The organism is Xanthomonas sp. NCPPB 2250, from assembly GCF_056725265.1.
The window spans coordinates 3705430-3727301 of sequence record NZ_CM161520.1; the positions used below are offsets into that span (position 1 = coordinate 3705430).

The 21872-nt window shown below is 70.6% G+C and carries 19 protein-coding genes; 9 read left to right on the plus strand and 10 right to left on the minus strand.

Features of this window, described 5'->3' with window-relative positions:
• Positions 1-42: 42 nt before the first annotated feature.
• Together rng and AC1PMG_RS14770 are read right to left on the minus strand one after the other, a co-directional pair.
• Positions 43-1533: a ribonuclease G gene (gene rng, locus AC1PMG_RS14765; protein WP_010340444.1), complete on the minus strand. Its 1491-nt coding sequence runs from the start codon at positions 1531-1533 to the stop codon at positions 43-45.
• The gene (locus AC1PMG_RS14770; protein ID WP_481109381.1) at positions 1533-2099 is read right to left on the minus strand and encodes a Maf family nucleotide pyrophosphatase; all 567 of its coding nucleotides are present in this window, start codon (positions 2097-2099) and stop codon (positions 1533-1535) included. Before AC1PMG_RS14770 ends, rng begins: the two co-directional genes overlap by 1 nt.
• A gap of 133 nt (positions 2100-2232) precedes the next feature.
• On the opposite strand from AC1PMG_RS14770, the gene AC1PMG_RS14775 reads away from it, so the two are divergent.
• The 3 genes from AC1PMG_RS14775 to AC1PMG_RS14785 all read left to right on the plus strand — a co-directional run bounded on the left by AC1PMG_RS14775 (position 2233) and on the right by AC1PMG_RS14785 (position 6804).
• Complete coding sequence (locus AC1PMG_RS14775; RefSeq protein ID WP_481109382.1) at positions 2233-2973, plus strand: SIMPL domain-containing protein; 741 nt, start codon at positions 2233-2235, stop codon at positions 2971-2973.
• Positions 2974-3206: 233 nt separating this feature from the next.
• The gene (locus tag AC1PMG_RS14780; RefSeq protein ID WP_481109383.1) at positions 3207-3878 is read left to right on the plus strand and encodes an energy transducer TonB; all 672 of its coding nucleotides are present in this window, start codon (positions 3207-3209) and stop codon (positions 3876-3878) included.
• Positions 3879-4041: 163 nt separating this feature from the next.
• On the plus strand, positions 4042-6804 hold the full coding sequence (locus tag AC1PMG_RS14785) for a TonB-dependent receptor (protein WP_481109384.1): 2763 nt from the start codon (positions 4042-4044) through the stop codon (positions 6802-6804).
• 169 nt (positions 6805-6973) lie between these two features.
• Here the strand turns inward: AC1PMG_RS14785 and rlmH are convergent, their stop codons facing one another.
• From rlmH to AC1PMG_RS14825, 8 genes are all read right to left on the minus strand, one after another.
• Entirely contained in the window at positions 6974-7444 is a 471-nt protein-coding gene (gene rlmH / locus AC1PMG_RS14790; protein WP_010340439.1) for a 23S rRNA (pseudouridine(1915)-N(3))-methyltransferase RlmH, read from the minus strand.
• 22 nt (positions 7445-7466) lie between these two features.
• Positions 7467-8636: a J domain-containing protein gene (locus AC1PMG_RS14795; protein WP_481109385.1), complete on the minus strand. Its 1170-nt coding sequence runs from the start codon at positions 8634-8636 to the stop codon at positions 7467-7469.
• Positions 8629-9048, minus strand: coding sequence for a ribosome silencing factor (gene rsfS / locus AC1PMG_RS14800; RefSeq protein ID WP_160961088.1), 420 nt, complete (start codon positions 9046-9048; stop codon positions 8629-8631). Before rsfS ends, AC1PMG_RS14795 begins: the two co-directional genes overlap by 8 nt.
• Positions 9049-9104: 56 nt before the next feature.
• Positions 9105-9848 (minus strand): nicotinate-nucleotide adenylyltransferase, encoded by a 744-nt coding sequence (gene nadD, locus AC1PMG_RS14805; RefSeq protein ID WP_481109386.1) that lies wholly within the window; start codon positions 9846-9848, stop codon positions 9105-9107.
• A 23-nt stretch (positions 9849-9871) separates the two neighbouring features.
• Positions 9872-10906, minus strand: a complete 1035-nt coding sequence (holA, locus tag AC1PMG_RS14810) for a DNA polymerase III subunit delta (RefSeq protein WP_481109387.1) — start codon at positions 10904-10906, stop codon at positions 9872-9874.
• A gap of 101 nt (positions 10907-11007) precedes the next feature.
• Positions 11008-11622, minus strand: coding sequence for an LPS-assembly lipoprotein LptE (locus tag AC1PMG_RS14815; protein ID WP_481109388.1), 615 nt, complete (start codon positions 11620-11622; stop codon positions 11008-11010).
• Between the two features lie 127 nt (positions 11623-11749).
• Positions 11750-14392, minus strand: a complete 2643-nt coding sequence (leuS, locus tag AC1PMG_RS14820; RefSeq protein ID WP_481109389.1) for a leucine--tRNA ligase — start codon at positions 14390-14392, stop codon at positions 11750-11752.
• 221 nt (positions 14393-14613) lie between these two features.
• Positions 14614-15237: a DUF998 domain-containing protein gene (locus tag AC1PMG_RS14825; RefSeq protein WP_481109390.1), complete on the minus strand. Its 624-nt coding sequence runs from the start codon at positions 15235-15237 to the stop codon at positions 14614-14616.
• Positions 15238-15391: 154 nt separating this feature from the next.
• Between AC1PMG_RS14825 and trxA the strand changes: the two genes are divergently transcribed.
• The 6 genes from trxA to AC1PMG_RS14855 all read left to right on the plus strand — a co-directional run bounded on the left by trxA (position 15392) and on the right by AC1PMG_RS14855 (position 21865).
• Positions 15392-16252: a thioredoxin gene (gene trxA, locus AC1PMG_RS14830; RefSeq protein ID WP_267093757.1), complete on the plus strand. Its 861-nt coding sequence runs from the start codon at positions 15392-15394 to the stop codon at positions 16250-16252.
• A 156-nt stretch (positions 16253-16408) separates the two neighbouring features.
• Positions 16409-18085 carry a FecR family protein gene (locus AC1PMG_RS14835; RefSeq protein WP_481109391.1) on the plus strand — a complete coding sequence of 559 codons (1677 nt, stop codon included), beginning with the start codon at positions 16409-16411 and terminating at the stop codon, positions 18083-18085.
• Positions 18082-19752, plus strand: a complete 1671-nt coding sequence (locus AC1PMG_RS14840; RefSeq protein WP_481109392.1) for a sensor domain-containing diguanylate cyclase — start codon at positions 18082-18084, stop codon at positions 19750-19752. Before AC1PMG_RS14835 ends, AC1PMG_RS14840 begins: the two co-directional genes overlap by 4 nt.
• Entirely contained in the window at positions 19749-20198 is a 450-nt protein-coding gene (locus tag AC1PMG_RS14845) for a DUF4442 domain-containing protein (RefSeq protein ID WP_295913265.1), read from the plus strand. The genes AC1PMG_RS14840 and AC1PMG_RS14845 overlap by 4 nt, the downstream gene beginning before the upstream one ends.
• A 210-nt stretch (positions 20199-20408) precedes the next feature.
• A complete protein-coding gene (locus AC1PMG_RS14850; RefSeq protein ID WP_481109393.1) occupies positions 20409-21086 on the plus strand; it encodes a DUF502 domain-containing protein in 678 nt (225 codons plus the stop codon).
• Between the two features lie 5 nt (positions 21087-21091).
• A complete protein-coding gene (locus AC1PMG_RS14855) occupies positions 21092-21865 on the plus strand; it encodes a queuosine precursor transporter (RefSeq protein WP_481109394.1) in 774 nt (257 codons plus the stop codon).
• The last annotated feature ends 7 nt before the right edge of the window (positions 21866-21872 follow it).

Consider the following 21872-nt stretch of genomic DNA (forward strand, 5'->3'; position numbering starts at 1 on the left):
GCCGCTCAACCAATCCCCAATCCCCAATCCCCAATCCCAGCCTCACAACAACACCACGTCGAACTGCTCCTGCAGGTATTGTTCGTCGGCCTGGAAGCGGATGGTCTTGCCGAGGAATTCCTCCAGTTCGGCGACCGCCGCCGATTCCTCGTCGGTGATGCGCGCCACCACCTTGGTCGAGGCGATCACCAGCAGCCGCGCCGCGTCGAACTGGCGCACCGCGCGGGTGATCTCGCGGAAGATCTCGTAGGTCACGGTCTCGGCGGTCTTGATCGAGCCGCGCCCGCTGCATTCCGGGCACGGTTCGGACAGCTGCCGCTCCAGGCTCTCCACGGTGCGCTTGCGGGTCATCTCCACCAGGCCCAGCGGCGAGAACTCGTACACCGTGGTCTTGGCGTGGTCGCGCGAAAGCGCCTTCTCCAGCGTGCGCAGCACCTGGCGGCGGTGCTCGGCATCGTCCATGTCGATGAAGTCGATGATGATGATGCCGCCGAGGTTGCGCAGCCGCAGTTGCCGCGCCACCGCCTGCGCCGCCTCCAGGTTGGTGCGGAACACCGTCTCCTCGAGGTTGCGCTGGCCCAGGAACGAGCCGGTATTGACGTCGATGGTGGTCATCGCCTCGGTCTGATCGATGACCAGGTAGCCGCCGGACTTCAGCGGCACCTGCTTGTCCAGCGCGCGGGCGATCTCGTCCTCGACCCCGTACAGGTCGAAGATCGGGCGGTCGCCGGTGTACAGCTCCAGGCGCTCGGCCAGCACCGGCATGTACTTGGCGACGAAGGCCTGCAGCCGTTCGAAGGTCTCGTGCGAATCGACCTTGACCTTCTCCACGTCCTTGCGGATCAGGTCGCGCACCGCGCGCAGCGGCAGGCTCAGGTCCTCGTATATGATGCTGGCCGGGGCGCCGTCGCGGCCGCGCCGCTCGACCACGTTCCAGACCCGCGACAGGTAGGCGATGTCCTCGGCCAGGGCCTCGGCCGGCTGGCCTTCGGCATTGGTGCGGATGATGTAGCCGAAACCGCCGTGACTGGCGGCCAGGTCGGCGACCAGGGTCTTCAGCCGCTGCCGTTCGGCCTCGTCCTCGATCCGCGCCGACACCCCGATCACCCGCGACTGCGGCAGCAGCACCAGATAGCGCGAGGGAATGCTGATCTGCGTGGTCAGCCGCGCGCCCTTGCTGCCGATCGGGTCCTTGACCACCTGCACCACGATGTCCTGGCCGTCGCGCAGCAGTTCCACGATCGGCACCGCCGCCGAGACCGGCAGCGGCGTGGCTTCCTCGGTGTCGCCATTGCCGACCGGCGCCGGCCGCACCACGTCGTTGGCGTGCAGGAACGCCGCGCGCTCCAACCCGACCTCGACGAAGGCGGCCTGCATGCCCGGCATCACCCGCTGCACGCGGCCCTTGTAGATATTGCCGACCACGCCGCGGCGCCAGCCGCGCTCGATGTGCAGCTCCTGCAGCATGCCGTTCTCGATGACGGCCACCCGGGTCTCGCGTGGTGTGACGTTGACCAGGATCTCTTGCGACATCACAGCACTCCGAAGGTGCGCAGCAGGTGGTGGGTCTGGTGCAGGGGCAGGCCCATCACCCCGGAATAACTGCCGTCGAGACGGCTGACGAAACGTTCGGCGCCACCCTGGATCGCATACGCGCCGGCCCGCCCCATCGGCTCGCCGCTGGCCACGTAGTCGGCGATGTCGCGCGCGGACAAGTCGGCGAAGGTCACCGCCGTCGGCACCAGCACCAGCTCTTCGCGGCCGGCGGCGACCAGCGCCACCGCGGTCATCGCCTGATGGGTGCGCCCGGACAGGGCCGCGAGCATCGCCGCCGCATCCTCGGCGTCGGCCGGCTTGCCGAACACGCGATCGTCCAGCACCACTTCGGTGTCGGCGCCGAGCACCACCGCGTCGGCGGCGCCGTCCAGTTGCGCCAACCCGGCGCGGGCCTTGTCCAGCGCCACCCGGCGCACATAGGCCTGCGCCGACTCGTCGGCCGCGCGCACTTCCGGCACCTCGAGATCGAGGATCCGGAACGGCACGCCGAGGCGGGTCAGCAGTTCGTTTCTGCGAGGGGAACGGGACGCGAGATACAGCATGGCCGAAGGATAACCCGACCGGACTGACTGAACGATCGCTAATTGCGGGACGATCGCTTCGACCCCGGCGAAGATCACGACGCGTTCATCGTCGCGGCAACACCCTCGCCCAATCTTCACAAGGAGAACATCGATGCGCGCATTGTCCGCCCGCCCGCTGCTGCTGGCCCTGTCCCTCGCCTTAGGAGGCACGATGACCGCCCACGCCCAATCCGCCGCGCCCGGCTACGCCGTGCCCGCCGACGGCACCCTGCTCAACATCGCCGCGCAGGCCGAGGCCAAGCGCGCGCCCGACGTCGCCGCCATCTCCGCCGGCGTGGTCACCCAGGCCACCGACAGCGCCGCGGCGATGCGCCAGAACGCCGAGCAGATGACCAAGGTGCTGGCCGCGATCCGCGCCGCCGGCATCGCCGACAAGGACGTGCAGACCAGCGGGGTCAGCCTCAACCCGCAGTACAAGTACGCCGAGAACCAGGCCCCGCAGATCATCGGCTACCAGGCCAGCAACTCGGTGAACATCAAGGTGCGCGACATCGCCAAGCTCGGCAAGGTGCTCGACGCGCTGGCCGCGCAGGGCGCCAACCAGATCAACGGTCCCACCTTCGAGATCGACAACCCCGAACCGTTGTACGACCAGGCGCGGGTCGATGCGCTGAAGAAGGCGCAGGCACGCGCGCAGACCTACGCCAAGGCACTGGGCCTGCAGGTGCGGCGCATCGTCAGCATTTCCGAAGGCAGCAGCGGCGGCGTGCGTCCGCCGATGCCGATGATGCGCACGATGGCGATGAAGGCGGAGATGGACAGCACCCCGGTCGCGCCGGGCGAGAGCAGCGTCTCGGTCAACCTGGACGTGGTGTTCGAACTGGGCAAGTAAGCCCTGCCCCGACCCTCACCTCGCGACGGCGCCTGCGGGCGCCGTCGTCGTATCCAGTCCGCCGCAGCGCCCCTCGCCAATACGGCACCCGGCCTCGATCGCCGCCGCCTCTTGCCAAAGTGCCCGCGACCGGCGCACTGTCGAAACGCGGACGGGCGCGATGACCCCATCCGTCGCCCCCGTGCGTTTTCCGGTACCGCAGTCCACGACACTCCTATCGCAGAGGTGGATCCATGGTTCGCACGCAACTCCCCGCCCCGTCCTTCCGCATCGACCTGTCCCGGGTCCTGGCCTACAGCACCGCGATCGCCCTGCACCTGCTGGCCGCCCTGTTGCTGCTGCTTCCGCTCTCGCACGTGACCGCGCCACCGGAACCGGCGCAGGTGCAGCCGCCCTGGCAGCAACCCCTGGTGATTCCGGTCACGCCGACGCCGCCCACCATCCCCACCGTCGAGAAACAGCTGCCGACACAGCCGCGCACGCCGACCGCAGTACCGGTGCCGACCCCGACGCCGGCGCCGCTGGTCGACAGCAGCCCGGTGGCCTTGGACACCGCGCCCAATGTCGACCCCACGCCCAGCATCGCCGCGCCCAACCTGCCGCCGGCCAGCGCGAGCGCGCCGGTGGACGGCATGCAGTTGCAGTACCTGCGCGCGCCGGCCCCGCCGTATCCACGCGACGCGCTGCGCGATCGCCTGCAGGGCAGCGTGCTGCTGCGGGTGCTGGTCGGCACCGACGGGCAGCCGCTGCAGGTCACTGTCGAGAAGAGCAGCGGCCACCGGGTGCTGGACCAGGCCGCACGCGACCAGGTGCTCAAGCGCTGGGCGTTCAAGCCGGCGCTGCAGAACGGCACGCCGGTGCAGGCGTACGGGCTGGTACCGGTCGATTTTTCGATGGACCGCTGAATCACCCCGGCGCGGCCGGCCGGCATTCGCCGGCCGGCCGTGTTAATTTAAAATTCACGATTTGTTCACGATAGATACACCTAGATGAGAGTCAGCCGGCCACCAAGACGTCGGCGCTTTCGTCAGAAAGTCACAACCTGCGTTTCCAGTTAGGAGAGAAACTGTGAACATCCCGACCCAACGGCGTGCAACCCGCCGTACGCTGCTGTGTGCCTCCGTCGCCGGCGTTCTCGCCACCCTCGCAGGGCCTGCCGCCTTCGCCCAGGAAGCGGCCACCAACCTCGACCGCATCACCGTCACCGGCTCCAACATCCCGCGCACCGACACCGAGACCCCGTCGCCGGTGCAGGTGGTGACCCGCCAGGAAATCGACCGCACCGGCAAGACCTCGCTGGCCGAGTACCTGCAGACCCTGACCGCCGACGGCGCCGGCTCGATTCCGAAGACCTTCGGCAACGGCTTCGCTGGCGGCGGCGCCGGCATCTCGCTGCGCGGCCTGGGCGCCGGTTCCACCCTGGTGCTGTTGAACGGCCGGCGCATGGCCACCTATGGCCTGGCCGACGACGGCCAAAAGGTCTTCACCGACCTCAGCACCATCCCGCTGGACGCGGTCGAGCGGGTCGAAGTACTGAAGGACGGCGCCTCGGCGATCTACGGCTCCGATGCCATCGCCGGCGTGGTCAACATCATCCTGCGCAGCGACTTCCAGGGCGCGATCCTGCGCGGCTCCTACGGCATTTCCGGCGACGGCGACGGCGATTCGCGCAAGGCGACCCTGACCGCCGGTACCGGCGACCTCGCCAGCGACGGCTGGAACGCGTTCTTCAGCCTGGACGTGGGCAAGACCGACGCGATCAAGATCAGCGACCGCAAGGACCGCAAGTGGATCGGCACCGGCGACATCCGCCGCTGGGGCTATGCGGCACAGGACGCGCAGTTCCTCGGCGGCGCCTATCTCAGCGGTGGCACCGCCGGCGGCACCGGCCCGAATGGCTCGGTGTTCAACACCGCCGGACAGCTGGTGGCGCTCCCCGGCTGCGCCGGCCTGACCACCATCCCGGGCCAGAGCGACGCTACCGCACAGGCGCAGGGCTGCCTGTGGGATCCGGCGCAGGTGTATCGCGATCTGACCCCGGAAGAGAAGTACGTCAACGTGTTCGGCCGCGCCAGCTTCGCCTTCGGCGAGGGCGGCGAGATCTACACCGAGATCGGCTACTCGAAGAAGAACACCGTGTTCTCCAACACCCCGTCCGGCGTGTCCGGCGGCTGGGGCTATCCGGGCGGCCCGGTCAACGCCAACAGCGGCGCCGGCGCCACCGTGCTCTACGCCGGTCATCCGGACAATCCGCTGCCCTACGCCGCGCGCCTGCGCTACAGCGCCTGGGACGTCGGTCCGCGCGTCACCGACAACACCAACGAGTTCAACCGCTTCCTGGTCGGTGTGAAGGGCAACTGGGGCGACTGGAGCTACGACACCGGCTACCTGCACTCGGGTACCAACCTGGTCAACAAGCGCACCGGCTTCCTGCGCTACAGCGCCGTGCGCTGCGTGCTCGGCAACCCGGCCTGCCCGGCCGGCACCTGGCGGATCGGCGACAATGCCAACCTCAACTCGCAGGCGCTGTACGACTACATCTCGCCGACCATCAGCGCACGTGCCAAGTCCGAACTGGACATGTTCGATTTCACCGTCTCGCGCAGCCTGATGGACCTCAAGGGCGGGCCGCTGGGCCTGGCGCTGGGCGCGGAATGGCGCAAGACCAGCAACAGCCTGACCCCGCAGACCTACACCGATATCGGCGACATCATCGGCCTGGGCTACTCGGCCTACGACGGCACCCAGAACGTCTACGCCGCGCACGTCGAGCTGTCGGCGCCGGTGCTGGAGCAACTGGAACTGTCGGCGGCGCTGCGCTACGACAAGTACGACGGCGGCGACGGCAAGGCCACGCCGAAGCTGGGCGTGAAGTGGACCCCGGCCAACTGGATCGCGCTGCGCGCCAGCTACGCCGAGGGCTTCCGTGCGCCGAACCCGGCCGAGAACGGCGACGGCGGCCTGGCCGCGTTCTCCAACGCCCGCGATCCGGTGCGCTGCGCGATCGATCCGGCCAACGAGTGCACCGCACGCTCGGTGGCGATCATCACCCGTCCGAACCCGGCGCTGAAGCCCGAGGAGTCCAAGAGCTATTCGGTGGGCTTCGTGCTGCAGCCGACCTCGACCACCTCGCTGACCGTGGACGGCTGGGAGATCAAGCGCACCAATGAGATCGCCCAGGGCAGCACCGCCGACGCGATCGCCGCCGGCAACGTCCTGCGCGACAGCAACAACATCGGCGGCGTCGCCAACAGCGGCACCATCCTGGCGGTCAACACCGGCTACGTGAACGCGAACTCCTCCCGCGTGCGCGGCATCGACACCGACATCCGCCAGACCTTCGAGATCGGTCCGGGCCAGTTGGAGCTGGACGCGCAGTGGAGCCACCTGCTCAAGTTCGAGCGCACCGAAGGCGACACCACCGTCGACTACGTGGGCACGCACGGCAACTGCGACGTGACCAACTGCATCGGCACGCCGCAGGACCGCATCAACTTCGGCACCACCTGGAAGCAGGGCAGCTGGAGCGTGAGCGGCGTGGTCAACTACATCGATAGCATCGAGAACAAGGATCGCCGCGGTGGCGACTACCAGGCGTTCTACGCCGACGGTACGCCGGTCAAGAAGATCGCCTCGTTCACCACCTTCGATCTGTCGGGCCGCTGGAACATCACCGAGGCGTTCGAACTGAACGCATCGGTGCAGAACGTGTTCGACCGGATCGCCCCGCTGGATCCGACCACCTACGGTGCGGTCAACTACAACCCGCTGCACTTCAGCGGCGCGATCGGCCGCTACTTCACGGTGGGTGCGAAGTACACGTTCAACTGATCGCGAACGTCGCAAGGTAGTAACGAAAAGCCCGGGCGAAAGCCCGGGCTTTTTGCTGTGGGGATCGGCTCACAAGCTTCGACATGCAGGCCCACATTCCCGCCACGCGAGCACGCGCTGGCCGCGATCAGCGATCAGCAATCAGCAATCAGCAATCAGCAATCAGCAATCAGGCGCGATGGTAAGGATGATTGGCCAACATCGCTGCGGCGCGGTAGAGCTGCTCGGCCACCACCAGCCGTACCAGCATGTGCGGCAGGGTCAGCGGCCCCAGCGACCAGGATTCGCTGGCGACCGCCAGCACCTCCGGCGAATGGCCTTCGGGACCGCCGATCAGGAACGCCAGATCGCGCCCCTGTCCGCGCCAGTGCTCCATGCGCTGCGCCAGTTGCTCGGAACTGTGCTGCTTGCCGGGCACGTCCAGCGCCACCACCAGCGCGTTCTTCGGCAGTGCCGCCAGGACCCGGCGGCCTTCGTCCTCGATCGCGCGTTGCGCATCGCGGCCCTTGCCGCGCAGGCCGGGCTCGATCTCGACCAGATCCAGCGGCAGCCAATGCGAGAGCCGCTTGCGGTACTCGGCGAAACCCTGCGCCACCCAGGCCGGGGCGCGCTCGCCGGTGGCGATGAGGCGCGCCTTCATGGCGTCACTCGCCGCACGCGCATCACCTGCGCTCCGCCGCCATGCCTGCAGACGGCGCCGACGCCTCGGCGGCGTCCTGCGCCTCCAGTGCGGCACGCTGCTGGCGCAGCCACTGCTTGAGGGTGGCGGGCTGCTGCAGCGCGCGCCGGTCCTCCTCGCAATAGGCGATCTCGTCCTGCAACTGGCGCTTGATCTGCGCCATCAGCGCATCCAGGCGATGCGGCTGCGGGCGGCGCTCCAGGGCCAGCCCATAGTCGGCCACGAACGCATCGACCACCTGCGCCAGCTCCCGTTCGACCTGCTGCAGTTGCGTGGCGAACATCGCGGCATAGTCGCCGATGCGCTCCTCCGCCATGGCCGCGATCCCGACGTGGTCCAGCTGGCCGATCTCGAGTTGCAGTTCCAGCAGGCCCAGCAGATCGTCCTGGCGGTAGACGCGATTGAGTTCCTGCATCAGCGCGGTCTTGCGTTCGCGTTGCCGCGCATCGGGTTCGCGGTCCGGATGCAGCGCCGCGACCAGGGTGCGGTACAGCGTGCGCCGTGCCTGCTGCGCATCGAACCCGCTCGCAGCCGCAGCGCCAGCACCAGCGCGGCGGCGCTTGGCATGCCGTTGCGCGCGTCCGTCCGCGTGCGCCTGCTGCTGGTGCTGGCGCCGCTGCAACTGCGCGTACAGGGCTTCCGGGGACGGCAGGTGCTGCAATTCGTCGATGGTCAGGCCGAACTCGGCGGCGAGCGCCGCCTGCATCGCGGCGTCTTGCATGACGCCGCCGCCCTCGCCTTGCGCGCCGCGGTGGCGCGCATGGATCGGCTTCAGCGCGTCGAACCCGGGCTGCTCCAGCAACGGCGCGGCCAACGCGCAAAGCACCTCGGACAGGTCGGCACGCTCGCGCTTGCCCAGCTTGTGTGCGGCATGCGCGGCATCCAGGTCGTGCACCAGGTGCGCCTGCGCGGCGTCGCGCGCCTGCAGCAACGGCTCGACCTGCGCGTGGAACCGCTGCTCCCAGCGCGGCAGCGCCTCGCGCCAGTCGCGCAATTCCTCGCGGGTCCGCTCCAGGCGTTCGATCAGCGCATCGAAGCGCTTGCGTGCCGGCGTGGCCAGCAGCTGCGTCGCGGCGCCGGTACCGGCGCGGATCCGGGCGGACGGCGCGAGCTCGAAGCCGCCGGCCGGCAGCCCGGCCTGCCGCTTAGGCATCGCGTGCCGTGTCGTCGCCGTCGTCGTCGCCCGGCGGCTGGTCGCCGACCGTCCACAGCCGCTCCAGCGCGTAGAACTCGCGCACCCGCGGCAGCATCACGTGCACCACCACGTCGCCGAGGTCGACCAGCACCCACTCGGCCTCGCGCTCGCCTTCCACGCCCAGCGGCATCACGTCCAAGCGCTTGGCGTACTTGATGACTTCGTCGGCGATCGACTTGACGTGGCGGGTGGAGGTGCCGGAGACGATGACCAGGTAGTCGGTGACGCTGGACTTGCCGCGCACGTCGATTTCCGCCACGTCCTTGGCCTTGAGTTCCTCGACTGCCTCGCGGACGTGGGCGAGCAGGACCGGCAGCGGCGGCGGCGGATTGGGGACTTGGGTCTTGATGACGTGGGCTTGACTGGACAAAGCGGCGAACTCGAAGGAATGGGGCGAATTATAGGCGACCCCGGCAGGACGCGTATTCAGCCAGCCGTTGCCGCGCCGGGGGCATACAGACCGTGGTCGCGGATGTAGGCGGCCACGGCCGGCGGCAGCAGTGCCGCCCAGTCCTCGCCGGCGGCGATGCGCGCCCGCACCAGGCTGGCCGATTCGCTGCGCAGCGGCTGCCGCAGGCACCACAGCCGGCCGCCCGGCGCACGGGCCAGCGCCTGCGGCGTGTCGGCCCAGCGTCCGGCCACCGCCTGCGCCAGTTCCGCCGGCACCGCCCGCTCCCAGCCGCTGCCGGCGCGGTCGGCGACGATCAGGTGCGCCGCCTCGAGCAGCGCCCGCCATTCGCGCCAGCCGTTGAAGCCGACGAAGCTGTCGCTGCCGATCAGCAGCGCCAGCGGCGCGTCGGCGCCGAGTTCGGCACGCAGTTCGCGCACCGTGTCGATGCTGTAGGACGCCACGCCGGGCCGGGCCTGCGCGCGCCGCACTTCGTGCAGGTCAAGGACCAGCCCCGGCGTATCGGCGATGGCCAGCGCCAGCATCGCGCAGCGCTGCTGCGCATCGGCCCCGGGCGCCGGCCGATGCGGCGGATCGGCCGCCGGCATCAGCCGCACCGGCACCCCGAACGCATCCCGCGCCGCCCGCGCGATCGCCAGATGGCCGTTGTGGATGGGATCGAAGGTACCGCCGTAGACGAGGGTGAGAGGACGGGATTCGGGAGTCGGGAGTCGGGATGAATCAGCCGCCAGCGCGGGATCGCCGCTGTTGCCAATCCCCAATCCCGACTCCCCAATCCCGGCCGTCATACCACCAACAACCGCACCGCCCGCGCCTCGGCGATCGCCAGCAGCAGGCGCTCCAGGGCGATCCAGGCGTCGCCGTCGGCGCGGCCCTTGGCGATGCGGTCGATGCGGCCGGCCTCGGCGGCGAAGCGTTCCCAGCGGCGCGGTTCGGCGTGGCGCTGCAGGGCGCGCTTGAACGGCGCCTGCCGCGATTCCCAGATGCCCTGCCCCTTCATTTCCGCCGCCAGGTTGCCGCCGGCGGCCTGCACCTTGGCCAGCGCGGCGGTGCGCAGCAGTTCCTTGATCAGGATCGGCAGCAGCGCGGCCACCGCCTCGCCCTCGGCGCGCAGGCCGGCGAGCATGCGCCGCACCGCCGGCGCCTGCCCGCCAAGCGTGGCCTCGGCCAGGCGGAACACGTCGTAGCGCGCGGCATCGGCGACCAGCGACTCCATCGCCGCCACGTCCAGGCCCTGGCCGTCGGCCAGCAGCGCCAGCTTGTCGATCTCCTGCGCCGCCGCCAGCAGGTTGCCTTCCACCCGTTCGGCCAGGCGCTGCACCGCGCCGGCGTCGGCGCGCAGGCCCTTGCTGCGCAGGCGCCGCTCGATCCAGTCGCCCAGTTCGTGCGGCTTGATCGCCCAGGCCACGGCGATGGTGCCGATGCGCGCGACGGCGTCGGCCCACTTGCCCTGGTGCGCCTTGCTCCACTCGTTGCAGGTGATCAGCAGCACCACGTCCGGCGGCGGATCGGCGCAGAACGCGGCGATGACCTCGCCGCCCTCCTTGCCGGGCTTGCCGCTGGGCAGGCGCAACTCGATCAGCCGTTGCGCGCTGAACAGGCTGGGCGCATTGAAACTGGAATACAGCTGGCCCCAGTCGAAATCGCGACCGTCGGCATCGAACACCTCGCGCTCGCCGATGCCGGCGGCGCGCGCGCGCGCGCGCACCGCATCGGCGGCTTCGAGCACGCGCAGGGTTTCCGGACCGGCGATCAGGTAGACCGGCTGCAGCGGCTGCGACGCCGGCTGGGTGGCGAGTTGTTCGGGACGCAGTTCCATGGCGACAGCCTACGCTGCTGCAGGCGGAGACGGCGAACGCCGTGCGCCGGCAGCGAACGGCATGGCCGCCGCGCTCGGCGGCGAAGGCAGCAGGGCCAAGCTCAAGGCTGCGGCGTGGTCGCCGGCTTGCCTGCGGCCGGGGTGCCGTCGACCGGCTTGCCTTCCACCGGCGTGCCGTCGGTCGACGGCGGCGCGGCGTTGACGTCCTTGCCGTCGCGCACCTGCGCGCGCACCACGCTGTCGATCCGGCGCAGCATCGAGGCGGACATCTCGCGGCGCAGTTCGTCGGCCAGGATCTCGCGCTCGGTGGAGGTACCGGTGGCGTCGGTCGGCGGGGACACGTAGTCGCGCGACAGCTCGATCACCTGCTGCGGCACCAGCACGCTGCCGTCGGCGCGGCGGAACAGGAAGATCGCTGCGTAGCGCAGGCTGTATTCCTGGGCGCGGCCTTCGGCATCGAGCGCGATCGGCAGGTCGCCCCAGCGCTCGGACAGCACTTCCAGGCGGGCCACGCCGGTGTTGACGTCCTTGGGCGCGATCTCCGCACCGGCCGCGCGCAGGCCGCGCTCGAGCAGCTTGGCCAGCTCGCTGTACGGCGCCGAGGACACCACCTTCACCGACGGCGTGTCGGCCGGCAAGGTCAGCTTGTTGCGCAGGTGGAAACCGCAGGCGGTCAGGGACGCCGCGAAGACGAAAGCGAGCAGGAGTCGGGTCATGGACACAGTCTGGAGGAGCCGGCTGGGCGCGGCAACAGGCGGCTAGCCTGCCGCACGTCGCGTGAACGCGGGTTGAGACCTGATGCCGCACCGCGCGGCCGCGACGCGGCCGCAGCGGCGCGCCGGCTCACGCCGCCACCAGGTTCACGATCTTGCCGGGGACGATGATGATCTTGCGGATGCTCAGCCCTTCCAGGAACTTGGCCGCATTCGGCTCGGCCTGGGCCAGCGCCTCGATCTGCTCGCGCGGGGTGTCGGCGCCGACCTCGATGGTGCCGCGCAGCTTGCCGTTGACCTGCACCGCCAGGGTCACCGCGTCGCGCACCAGCGCGGCCGGGTCCGGCTGCGGGAACGGCACGTCCTCCAGCAGCGTCGCCGGATGGCCCAGCGCCTGCCACAGCGCGTGGCTGGCGTGCGGGGTGATCGGGTTGAGCAGCAGCACCGCCGCTTCCAGCGCTTCCTGGCGCACCGCGCGGCCCTGCGCGCCGGTGTCGTCGAACTTGGCCAGCGCGTTGGTGAGCTCCATCACCGCGGCGATGGCGGTGTTGAAGCTGTGGCGGCGTCCATAGTCGTCGGCGACCTTGCCGATGGTCTCGTGGGTCTTGCGCCGCAGCGCCTTGTGCTCGGCGTCCAGCGCGGCCGGGTCCAGCGCCGGGGCGGCGCCGTCGGCGACGTGCTTGTGCACCTGCGCCCACAACCGGCGCAGGAACCGCGCCATGCCGTCCACGCCGGCCTCGTTCCACTCCAGCGACTGCTCCGGCGGCGCGGCGAACATCGAGAACAGGCGCACCGTGTCGGCGCCGTACTTGCCGACCATCGCCTGCGGATCCACGCCGTTGTTCTTGGACTTGGACATCTTCTCGGTGCCGCCGATCAGCACCGGCTGGCCGTCGCCGCGGTGCACCGCGCCGATCACCCGCGCCTTGTCGTCGCGCTGCACGTCCACGTCGGCCGGGTTGATCCAGTCCTTGGAGCCGTCGGGGTTCTGCCGGTAGAAGGTCTCGGCGATCACCATGCCCTGGGTCAGCAGGTTGGTCGCCGGCTCGTCGCTGTCCACCAGGCGCGCGTCGCGCAGCAGCTTGTGGAAGAAGCGGAAGTACATCAGGTGCAGGATCGCGTGTTCGATGCCGCCGATGTATTGGTCCACCGGCAGCCAGTAGTTGCCGCGCTTGTCGACCATGTCCTTGGCGCCGGGCGAGGTGTAGCGCGCGTAGTACCAGCTCGACTCCATGAAGGTATCGAAGGTGTCGGTCTCGCGCTCGGCCGCCGCGCCGCACTGCGGGCAGGTGGTCTTGCGCCATTCCGGGTCGGTCTTCAGCGGCGAGCCGGTGCCGCTCAGGGCCACGTTCTCCGGCAGCAGCACCGGCAACTGGTCCTCGGGGACCGGCACAGCGCCGCAGCTCTGGCAGTAGATCACCGGGATCGGGCAGCCCCAGTAACGCTGGCGGCTGACGCCCCAGTCGCGCAGGCGGTAGTTGACCCGGCGCTGGCCCTGGCCCTTGCGTTCGAAGCGCTCGGCCAGCGCCTCGAACGCGCCCTGGAAGTCCAGCCCGTCGAACTCGGCGGAATTGACCAGTTCCAGTTCGCGGGTCTTGTCGCCGTACCAGTCCTGCCAGCGGCTCGGGTCGTAGCTGCGCTCGTCGTCGTTCTTCGGCGCCTTCAGCGCGATCACCTGGCGGATCGGCAGGGCGTACTTGCTGGCGAATTCGAAATCGCGCTGGTCGTGGCCGGGCACCGCCATCACTGCGCCGGTGCCGTAGCCCATCAGCACGAAGTTGGCGACCCACACCGGCACCTGCTCGCCGCTGATCGGGTGCACCGCGGTCAGGCCGGTGGCCATGCCGCGCTTTTCCTGGGTTTCCAGCTCGGCCTCGGAGACGCCGCCCTGCTTCAACTCGGCCAGCAGCGCGGCCAGCTCAGGATTGGACTTGGCCGCATGCAGCGCCAGCGGATGCTCGCTGGCGATGGACACGAAGGTCACGCCCATCAGCGTGTCCGGGCGCGTGGTGAACACGCGCAGCGGGTCCAGCGCGCTGCCGTCGGCGTCGCGCACGTCGAACTGGATCTCCAGGCCCTCGGAGCGGCCGATCCAGTTGCGCTGCATGGTCTTGACCGACTCCGGCCAGCCCGGCAGCTGATCCAGGCCGTCCAGCAGTTCCTGCGCGTAGTCGGTGATGCGCAGGAACCACTGCGGGATCTCGCGCTTTTCCACCAGCGCGCCGGAGCGCCAGCCGCGGCCGTCGATGACCTGCTCGTTGGCCAGCACGGTCTGGTCGATCGGGTCCCAGTTGACCACCGCGTTGCGGCGGTAAGCCAGGCCCTTGCGCATCAGCCGGGTGAACATGCGCTGCTCGTGCACGTAGTACTCGGGCCGGCAGGTGGCGAACTCGCGCGACCAGTCGATGGCATAGCCCAGCGACTTGAGCTGGCTGCGCATGTGGTCGATGTTGGCGTAGGTCCACTTCGCCGGCGCGGTCTTGTTCTTGATCGCGGCGTTCTCGGCCGGCAGGCCGAACGCGTCCCAGCCCATCGGCTGCAGCACGTTCTTGCCGATCATGCGCTGGTAGCGGCTGATCACGTCGCCGATGGTGTAGTTGCGCACGTGGCCCATGTGCAGCGCCCCGGACGGGTACGGCAGCATCGACAGGCAGTAGAACTTGGGCTTGTCGGAGGTCTCGTCGACCTCGAAGGCGCGGGTGGCGTCCCAGAACTGCTGGGCGGAGGATTCGACCTGCTGCGGGTCGTAGGCGGTGGGCTCGACGGCGGACATGGAAACGGGCAAGGGCCAGGCGGCAACAAAGCGGCCAAGGGTACCGTAGCGCGGCAAGCCGCTCCAATCCCGGCGACGGGCGGCAGCGGCGCGGGACGCCGCGGCGGCGCCTGGCAGGCGCCGGAACCGCGGCTGCAACGCGATTGGCGACGCCGGGCCGCACGCCGGCATCGCCCCTGCCGCAGCCCGCCTCGACGGCCGACTGCGCAAGCCCGACCGGGTCAGCCGCGGTGCGGGACCCTCGTTGGCCCCGGCCACCAGGCCAGCAACGCCAGCCAGCCCCACCACAGCAGGAACACCAGCCGCTGCGCCAGCGCCGGCGACAGCAGCCGATCCAGCGCGAACGCGCCCAGTGTCACCAGCAGTGCCATCGCCAACGCCAGCGCGGCCCAGCCGCGCGCGGCCGGATCGCGGCGCGCGCCCAGCCCCAGCAGGGCCGCGGCCGCCACCAGGGCCACCACCCACAGCAACCAGGCGCTGGCATGCAACTGGGTTGAGCGCGCGTCCAGGTCGGTCGGGTCCAGCGGCAGCAGGCCCATGCCGGCGAACGCCAGGCCGGCCAGCAGCAGCAACTGCCCACCGACCCGCAGCGACCAGGGCGCGTGGCGGCCGGCGCGGCGCAGCAGCCGCAGTGCCAGTCCCATCGCCAGGCACCCGGGCAGTACGAATGCCAGCAGGTTGAATGCCCCCGCATGCGGGATGCCGCGCGCACCGAGCAGGGCCAGCGGATGCGACCACGGCAGATAGCCGGGCAGCACCGCGCCGAAGCCCAGCATTGCCGCCACCGCGGCCACCGCCAGCAGCGGCCCGATCCAGCGCACCACCCGTTCGCTCACCTCGCCCATCCGTTACCGTCCTTTCGCGCCGCCATGGCGCCTGAAACCCGGCATTGTCGCCGCTGCGGCCGCGGCCGGCATCCGTGGCGCGACGCCGCCGCCCTTGCATCGGCGCCGCCGCGCCTCCATACAGAGCGTCCTCTCGCCTGCGATGACACTGCCCATGTCCGACACGCCCCACGTTTTCGACGCCAAGACCGAGACCTTCGAAGCCGACGTGCTGCAGCGCTCGCTGCAGACCCCGGTGCTGGTGGACTTCTGGGCGCCCTGGTGCGGCCCGTGCAAGACCCTGAGCCCGATCCTGGAAAAGCTGGCGGCCGAGTACAACGGCGGCTTCGTGCTGGCCAAGGTCGACGTGGACCAGGAGCAGCAGATCGCCGCGGCGTTCCAGATCCGCTCGGTGCCGACGGTGTTCCTGGTCAAGGGCGGGCAACTGGTCGACGGCTTCCCCGGCGCCCTGCCCGAGGGCCAGTTGCGCGAGTTCCTGACCCAGCACGGGATCGCGCCGCTGGCGGCGCAGGAACCGGCCGAGGACGTGCCGGCGGCGCCGCTGGATCCGCAGGCCGAGGTGCAGCGCCTGCGCGAGGCGGTGGCGGCCGAGCCGGACAAGGACGAACTGAAGCTGGATCTGGCCCTGGCCCTGGTCAAGGTCGGCGCCGCCGCCGAGGCCGAGACCCTGATCGATGCGCTGCCGGCCAACCTGGCCACCGACGAGCGCGCGGTGCGGGCACGGGCGCGGCTGGGCTTTGTCGGTGCGCTGCAGGCCGCCCCGCCGCTGGAGACCCTGCAGGCCACGCTGGCGCAGGACCCGGCCGATCTCAAGGCGCGCTACCTGCTGGGCGTGCGCCACCTGGTCGGCGGCGACGACGCCGCCGCGCTGGAGCAGTTCCTGGAGATGCTGCGCCAGGATCGTACGTTCGAGGACGGCCTGCCGAAGAAGGCGCTGATCGATGCGTTCCGGGTGATCGAGGACGAGGACTTGGTGGGGCAGTACCGCCGCAAGATGTCCGCCCTGTTGTTCTGAGATTACAATCTCAGGTCCAGCGGCTGACTACGGCGTCTCCAGCCGCTGCGACGGACGGACGCGACCCGGCCTGACCCCAGGATGCCGCGATCAGGGACGAACGCTGTCTGCAGCCCCGCAGGCAGCGCCGGCCTGGTCTTTTGCCGGATGTATGCCGTGAACCAGTTCGATCGCCGCATGGCCTCGCCCACCCGCACCTCGTGGGCAGGCGCACGCAGGCTGGCCGGCCTGCTGTGCTGGATCGGCCTGCTGCTCGCCCCCACCGCGATGGCGCAGGACTGGCACTACCGGGTGCGCCCCGGCGACACGCTGTGGGATCTCGGCCGGCTGTATCTGCGCCCGGGCATGGACTGGGCGCGGTTGGGCCAGCACAACCAGGTCGCCGATCCGCAGCGGCTGGTGCCGGGATCGCGCCTGCGGTTTCCGATCGCCTGGCTGCGCGTACAACCGGCGCCGGCGCGGCTGGTCGCCCTGCGTGGGCAGATCAGCGTGCAGACCGCCGACCAGGCGACGCTGTCGGCGCAGCAAGGCATGCCGCTGCCGATCGGCAGCGCGCTGCAGACCGGCGCCGACGCCAGCGCCACCGTGCAGTTCGCCGACGGCTCGCGCATGCAGGTGCGCGAGAACAGCCTGGTGCGCTTCGACCAGCTCGTCCGCTACGGCGCCACCGGCATGGTCGATACCCGCGTGCGGCTGGAAAAGGGCCGCACCAGCAACGACGTCATCCCCGCCACCGGGCCCGCCTCGCGCTACATCATCCAGACCCCGTCCAGCACCAGCAGCGTGCGCGGCACCCGCTTCCGGGTCGGCGCCGGCAGCGACAGCGCGTTCGCCAGCACCGAGGTGCTGCAGGGCGCGGTACGCGTCGCCGACCAGGGCGGCCAGCGCCTGCTGCAGCCAGGCGAGGCGGCGCGGGTCGCCACCGGGTCGGCGCCGCGGCAGGAAGCGCTGCTGCCGGCGCCGACCCTGGACCTGGCGCACAGTCGCCTGCAGCGCCCGCCCTACCTGCTCGCCTGGGCGCCGCTGGCCGGCGCCAGCCACTACCGCCTCGAGGCGGTGGACGCGCAGCAACGCGAGGTGCTGCGCTTCGCCCAGGAAACCGAGGCCACCGCATTGGCGCTGGACGCGCTGCCGGCCGGTAATCTGCGGCTCCTGCTGCGCGGCGTCACCGCCACCGGCGTGGAAGGCGAGGACGCCGAGCAGCCGCTGCAGGTCTCGGCCACGCCGCTACCGCCGCTGACCGTGCAGCCGCTGCACGAGCAGCAACTGCGCATTGCGCGGCCGCGCTTCGCCTGGACCCGCAACCCGGAGGCCAGCAGCAGCGTGCTGCAACTGGCGCGCGACGCGCAGTTCCAGGACCTGCTGCTGGAGCAGGAGACCGACGCGACCCATCTGCGCGCGCCGCAGCCCCTGCCGCCCGGCACCTACTTCTGGCGCCTCGCCTCGCGCGATGCGCAAGGCCGGCAAGGCCCGTTCGGGCAGGCACTGACGCTGCATCTCAGCGATACGCCGGTCGATCCCGGGCTGGCGCCGGCGCAGGCCGAGCGCGGCACGCTGACCCTGCGCTGGCAGCCGGATCCGGACGCGCGCCATTACCGGGTGCAGTTGGCGCGCGATCCCGGGTTCCGCCGCGGCCTGCTCGAACGCACCGTGACGCAGCCGCAGGTCGCGCTGCCGCGGCCGCGCCGCGGCACCTGGTACGTGCGCATCCAGACCCTGGACGCCGACGGCGAGGCCGCGCCGTTCTCGACGCCGCAGACGCTGGACCTGCCCTGCCGCTACTGCAAGCTCGGCACGGCCGGCGGCGCGCTGCTGCTGTGGCTGGCGTTGTGAACGCCGGGCTGCTGCGGGGCGTGCTGGTGGCGCTCGCCGCGGCCGCACTGGCCGTGGCACTGAGCCTGGGCGATGTCACCGCGCGACTGGACAACGCGCTGTACGACGCAGCGATCGCGCAGGCGCCGCGTCCGGCCGATCCGCGCCTGCTGCTGATCGCCATCGACGACCGCAGCCTGCAGGCGCTGGGCCAGTGGCCATGGCGACGCGACCTGCACGCGCGCCTGCTCGACCGGCTCAGCGCAGCGGGCACCGAGCGGGTGGCGCTGGACCTGCTGTTCAGCGAACCCGACCTGCAACACGCCGACGACGATGCGCGCCTGGCCGCGGCGCTGCGGCGCAATGGCCGCACCGTGCTGCCGGTGATCGGCAGCGCCAGCGGTGCGGACATGCCGCAGGAGCTGCTGCCGATCCCCGCCATCGCCACCGCGGCGGCGGCGCTGGCGCACACCGACCTCGCCGTCGATGCCGACGGCATCGCGCGCGGCGTCTACCTGCGCGCCGGGCTGGGCAGTGCGCACTGGCCGGCGCTGGCCGCGGCCCTCACCGGCCGCGCGCTGCCGCCGGCGCCGGCCACCAGCGACGCGCCCTATGCCTGGCATCGCGCGGACTACATCGGCCTGCGTTTCGCCGCGCCGTCGGCACCGTTCGCGCAGGTGTCCTACGTCGACGTCGTGCAGGGCCGGATTCCGCTGCAGTCGCTGCGCGGACGCCTGGCGATCGTCGGCGTCACCGCCACCGGCCTGGGGCAGCGGGTGATGACGCCGATGTCCGATGCGCGCTGGATGAGCGCGCCCGAATACCAGGCCAACGTCGCAGCGATGCTGTTGCGCGGCGACCCGATCCTGCCGTCGTCGCGCACGGCCCAGGTGGCCGGGTCCGCGCTGCTGGTGCTGCTGGCCTGCCTGGGCACGCAGTGCGCCGGTGGGCGCCGAGGGCGCTGGCTGGTGCCGCTGGCGAGCATGGCGGTGGTCGCCGGCGGCAGCCTGCTGTGGCTGCTGCTCGGCAGCCGCTGGTTCGCGCCAGGGGCGGCCCTGGTCGCCCTGGCCATCGTCGCCGCCGGCCAGTTATCCCTGCACGCGGCACGCTGGCGCCGCCAGGCGCATCGCGATGCCCTGACCGGGCTGGTCAACCGCCATGGCTTCGAACAGGCCTTCGCCCAGGCGCTGGACGAGGCGCGGCGCAGCGGCCGGCCGCTGACGCTGATCATCGTCGATGTGGATCATTTCAAGCGCTACAACGACACCCTGGGCCATCGCACCGGCGACCGCGCGCTGAAGCTGGTGGCCGCCGCGGTGGCGCGGCATGCGCGACATCCGCGCGAGGTCGCCGCGCGCTTTGGCGGCGACGAGTTCGCCATGATCCTGCCCGCCACCGATGCCGCCGATGCCGGCCGCATCGCCGCGGCGCTGGTCGAGGAGATCCGCGGGCTGTCGCTGCGCGCGCCGAACGGCAGCGTCGCCATCACCGCCAGCCTGGGCGTGCACAGCGCCACCGCGACAACGCTCACGTCGGAGCGCGCGTTCTTCGAATCCGCCGACGCGGCGCTGTACCGGGTCAAGCGCGACGGACGCGACGGCTACGCGCTCAGCGACGCGACACCAGCACACCATACGCATGCGTCTGGTACTCTGCCGCACTCCGATCCACCCACCGCCACGCAATGAAGCCATCGCTGTTCCGCCTGGGCCTGAACCTGTGGCCGCCGTTCCTGTGCGCCGGCATCCATGTGACCGAACTGAGCGCCGACTATCGCCATGCGCGGGTCGAACTGCGCATGCGCCCGTGGAACCGCAACTACGTGGGCACCCATTTCGGCGGCAGCCTGTTCGCCATGACCGACCCGTTCTGGATGCTGCTGACCATGCAGAACCTGGGGCGCGACTACTACGTCTGGGACAAGGCCGGCAGCATCGAGTTCGTGCGCCCGGGGCGCGGCACGGTCAGCGCGCAGTTCGATCTGGACCAGGCGCTGCTGGACGAACTGCGCGCCGCCACCGCCGGCGGCGACAAGCATCTGCGCTGGTTCGAGACCGACGTCGTCGATGCCCAGGGCGAGGTGGTGGCGCGAACGCGCAAGCAGCTGTACGTCAAGCGCAAGCCGCCGCGCTAGCGCGCCTGCCGCCCGCGGGTTCGCCAAGGCCGGCGCCGCCTCTGCGCAGGCCGACACACATGGCATGCGCTACCGACCGCGCCGTCAGCGTGCGCGGCGCCGCGAAGCGGGCTGCGTGGGCGGGCCCCGGCCCAATCGCAGCTGCACGACCGCGCCGCGAGACCATGCGGCGCCGCACCAACGGCCATCACGCGCCGCTACACTACGCGGATGTCGCCCGATCTCTCCGCTCCCACCCCCCGCCCGTCCCTGCAACGGCTGTTCTTCACCGGCCTGCTGACCCTGTTGCCGATCTGGCTGACCTGGGTCGTGGTCAAGTTCGTGTTCGTGCTGCTCTCGGGCATCAGCAGCCCCTGGGTGGTGCCGCTGTCGGCGCGCATCGCCGCCTCGTTCCCGCGCGAGCTGGGCTGGGCCACCGCGCAATGGGTGCAGAACACCATCGCGCTGATCGCCACCCTGGCGGTGATCCTGCTGGTGGGCATCCTCAGCCGGCGCATGATCGGCCAGCGCCTGCTGCGCTGGTTCGAGGCCGTGATGCGCCGCATCCCGCTGGCCAGCGTGGTCTACGACAGCGTGCGCAAGCTGGTGGACATCCTGCAGACCCAGCCGGGCAGCACCCAGCGCGTGGTGCTGATCGACTTCCCGCACCGGGACATGAAGTCGGTGGGCCTGGTGACGCGGGTGATCAAGGAACACGGCACCGGCCGCGAGCTGGCCGCGGTGTATGTGCCGACCACGCCCAATCCGACCTCCGGCTACCTGGAGATCGTGCCGGTTGAGTTGCTCACGCCCACCGACTGGAGCGTGGACCAGGCCATGAGCTTCATCATCTCCGGCGGCGCGGTATCGCCGGAGAGCGTGCCCTTCACCCGCACCGTGGACCGCTGACGCCGATGCGCCGCGGCACGCTCGACGATCGCGCGGTCCGGCTGTTCATCGCCCTGGCGGCCTTCTTCTGCGTCAACGCCGCGCTGGCCGAGTTCATCGGGGTCAAGATCTTCGCCCTGGAAGACACCCTGGGCATCGCGCCGCTGAACTGGAACCTGTTCGGGCAGACCGGCTCGATGAACTTCACCGCCGGCACCCTGCTGTGGCCGCTGGTGTTCATCCTCACCGACACCATCAACGAGTTCTTCGGCCGCCGTGGCGTGCGCTTCATCTCCTGGCTGGCGGTGGCGCTGATCGGCTACGGCTTCCTGTTCGCGTTCGCCGCGATCGCGCTGGCCCCGGCCGGCTTCTGGGTCACCGCGGCGCAGAACCAGGGCGTGCCCGACTACCAGGCCGCGTTCGCCGCGGTGTTCGGCCAGGGCATGTGGACCATCGCCGGCTCGCTGGTCGCGTTCATGGCCGGCCAGTTGATCGACGTGGCGGTGTTCCACCGCATCCGCAACGTGACCGGCGAGAAGCACGTGTGGCTGCGCGCCACCGGCTCCACTGCGGTCTCGCAGCTGATCGACAGCTTCGTGGTGATCTACATCGCCTTCGTGCTCGGCCCGCAGCACTGGTCGATGCCGCTGTTCCTGGCAGTGAGCACGCTGAACTACATCTGCAAGATGCTGCTGGCGGTGCTGCTGATCCCGTTGCTGTACCTGATGCGGCGGCTGATCACCGACTACCTGAGCCCCGAACGCGCCGAACAACTGCGCGAGGAAGCCGCCGCCGACTGAACGCCGG

What these genes read in the sequence shown, in the direction of transcription:
- rng (WP_010340444.1), bottom strand. Translation starts at nt 1,533, where the DNA reads ATGTCGCAAGAGATCCTGGTCAACGTCACACCACGCGAGACCCGGGTG.
- AC1PMG_RS14770 (WP_481109381.1), bottom strand. Translation starts at nt 2,099, where the DNA reads ATGCTGTATCTCGCGTCCCGTTCCCCTCGCAGAAACGAACTGCTGACC.
- AC1PMG_RS14775 (WP_481109382.1), top strand. Translation starts at nt 2,233, where the DNA reads ATGCGCGCATTGTCCGCCCGCCCGCTGCTGCTGGCCCTGTCCCTCGCC.
- AC1PMG_RS14780 (WP_481109383.1), top strand. Translation starts at nt 3,207, where the DNA reads ATGGTTCGCACGCAACTCCCCGCCCCGTCCTTCCGCATCGACCTGTCC.
- rlmH (WP_010340439.1), bottom strand. Translation starts at nt 7,444, where the DNA reads ATGAAGGCGCGCCTCATCGCCACCGGCGAGCGCGCCCCGGCCTGGGTG.
- AC1PMG_RS14795 (WP_481109385.1), bottom strand. Translation starts at nt 8,636, where the DNA reads ATGCCTAAGCGGCAGGCCGGGCTGCCGGCCGGCGGCTTCGAGCTCGCG.
- holA (WP_481109387.1), bottom strand. Translation starts at nt 10,906, where the DNA reads ATGGAACTGCGTCCCGAACAACTCGCCACCCAGCCGGCGTCGCAGCCG.
- AC1PMG_RS14815 (WP_481109388.1), bottom strand. Translation starts at nt 11,622, where the DNA reads ATGACCCGACTCCTGCTCGCTTTCGTCTTCGCGGCGTCCCTGACCGCC.
- leuS (WP_481109389.1), bottom strand. Translation starts at nt 14,392, where the DNA reads ATGTCCGCCGTCGAGCCCACCGCCTACGACCCGCAGCAGGTCGAATCC.
- AC1PMG_RS14825 (WP_481109390.1), bottom strand. Translation starts at nt 15,237, where the DNA reads ATGGGCGAGGTGAGCGAACGGGTGGTGCGCTGGATCGGGCCGCTGCTG.
- trxA (WP_267093757.1), top strand. Translation starts at nt 15,392, where the DNA reads ATGTCCGACACGCCCCACGTTTTCGACGCCAAGACCGAGACCTTCGAA.
- AC1PMG_RS14845 (WP_295913265.1), top strand. Translation starts at nt 19,749, where the DNA reads ATGAAGCCATCGCTGTTCCGCCTGGGCCTGAACCTGTGGCCGCCGTTC.
- AC1PMG_RS14850 (WP_481109393.1), top strand. Translation starts at nt 20,409, where the DNA reads ATGTCGCCCGATCTCTCCGCTCCCACCCCCCGCCCGTCCCTGCAACGG.
- AC1PMG_RS14855 (WP_481109394.1), top strand. Translation starts at nt 21,092, where the DNA reads ATGCGCCGCGGCACGCTCGACGATCGCGCGGTCCGGCTGTTCATCGCC.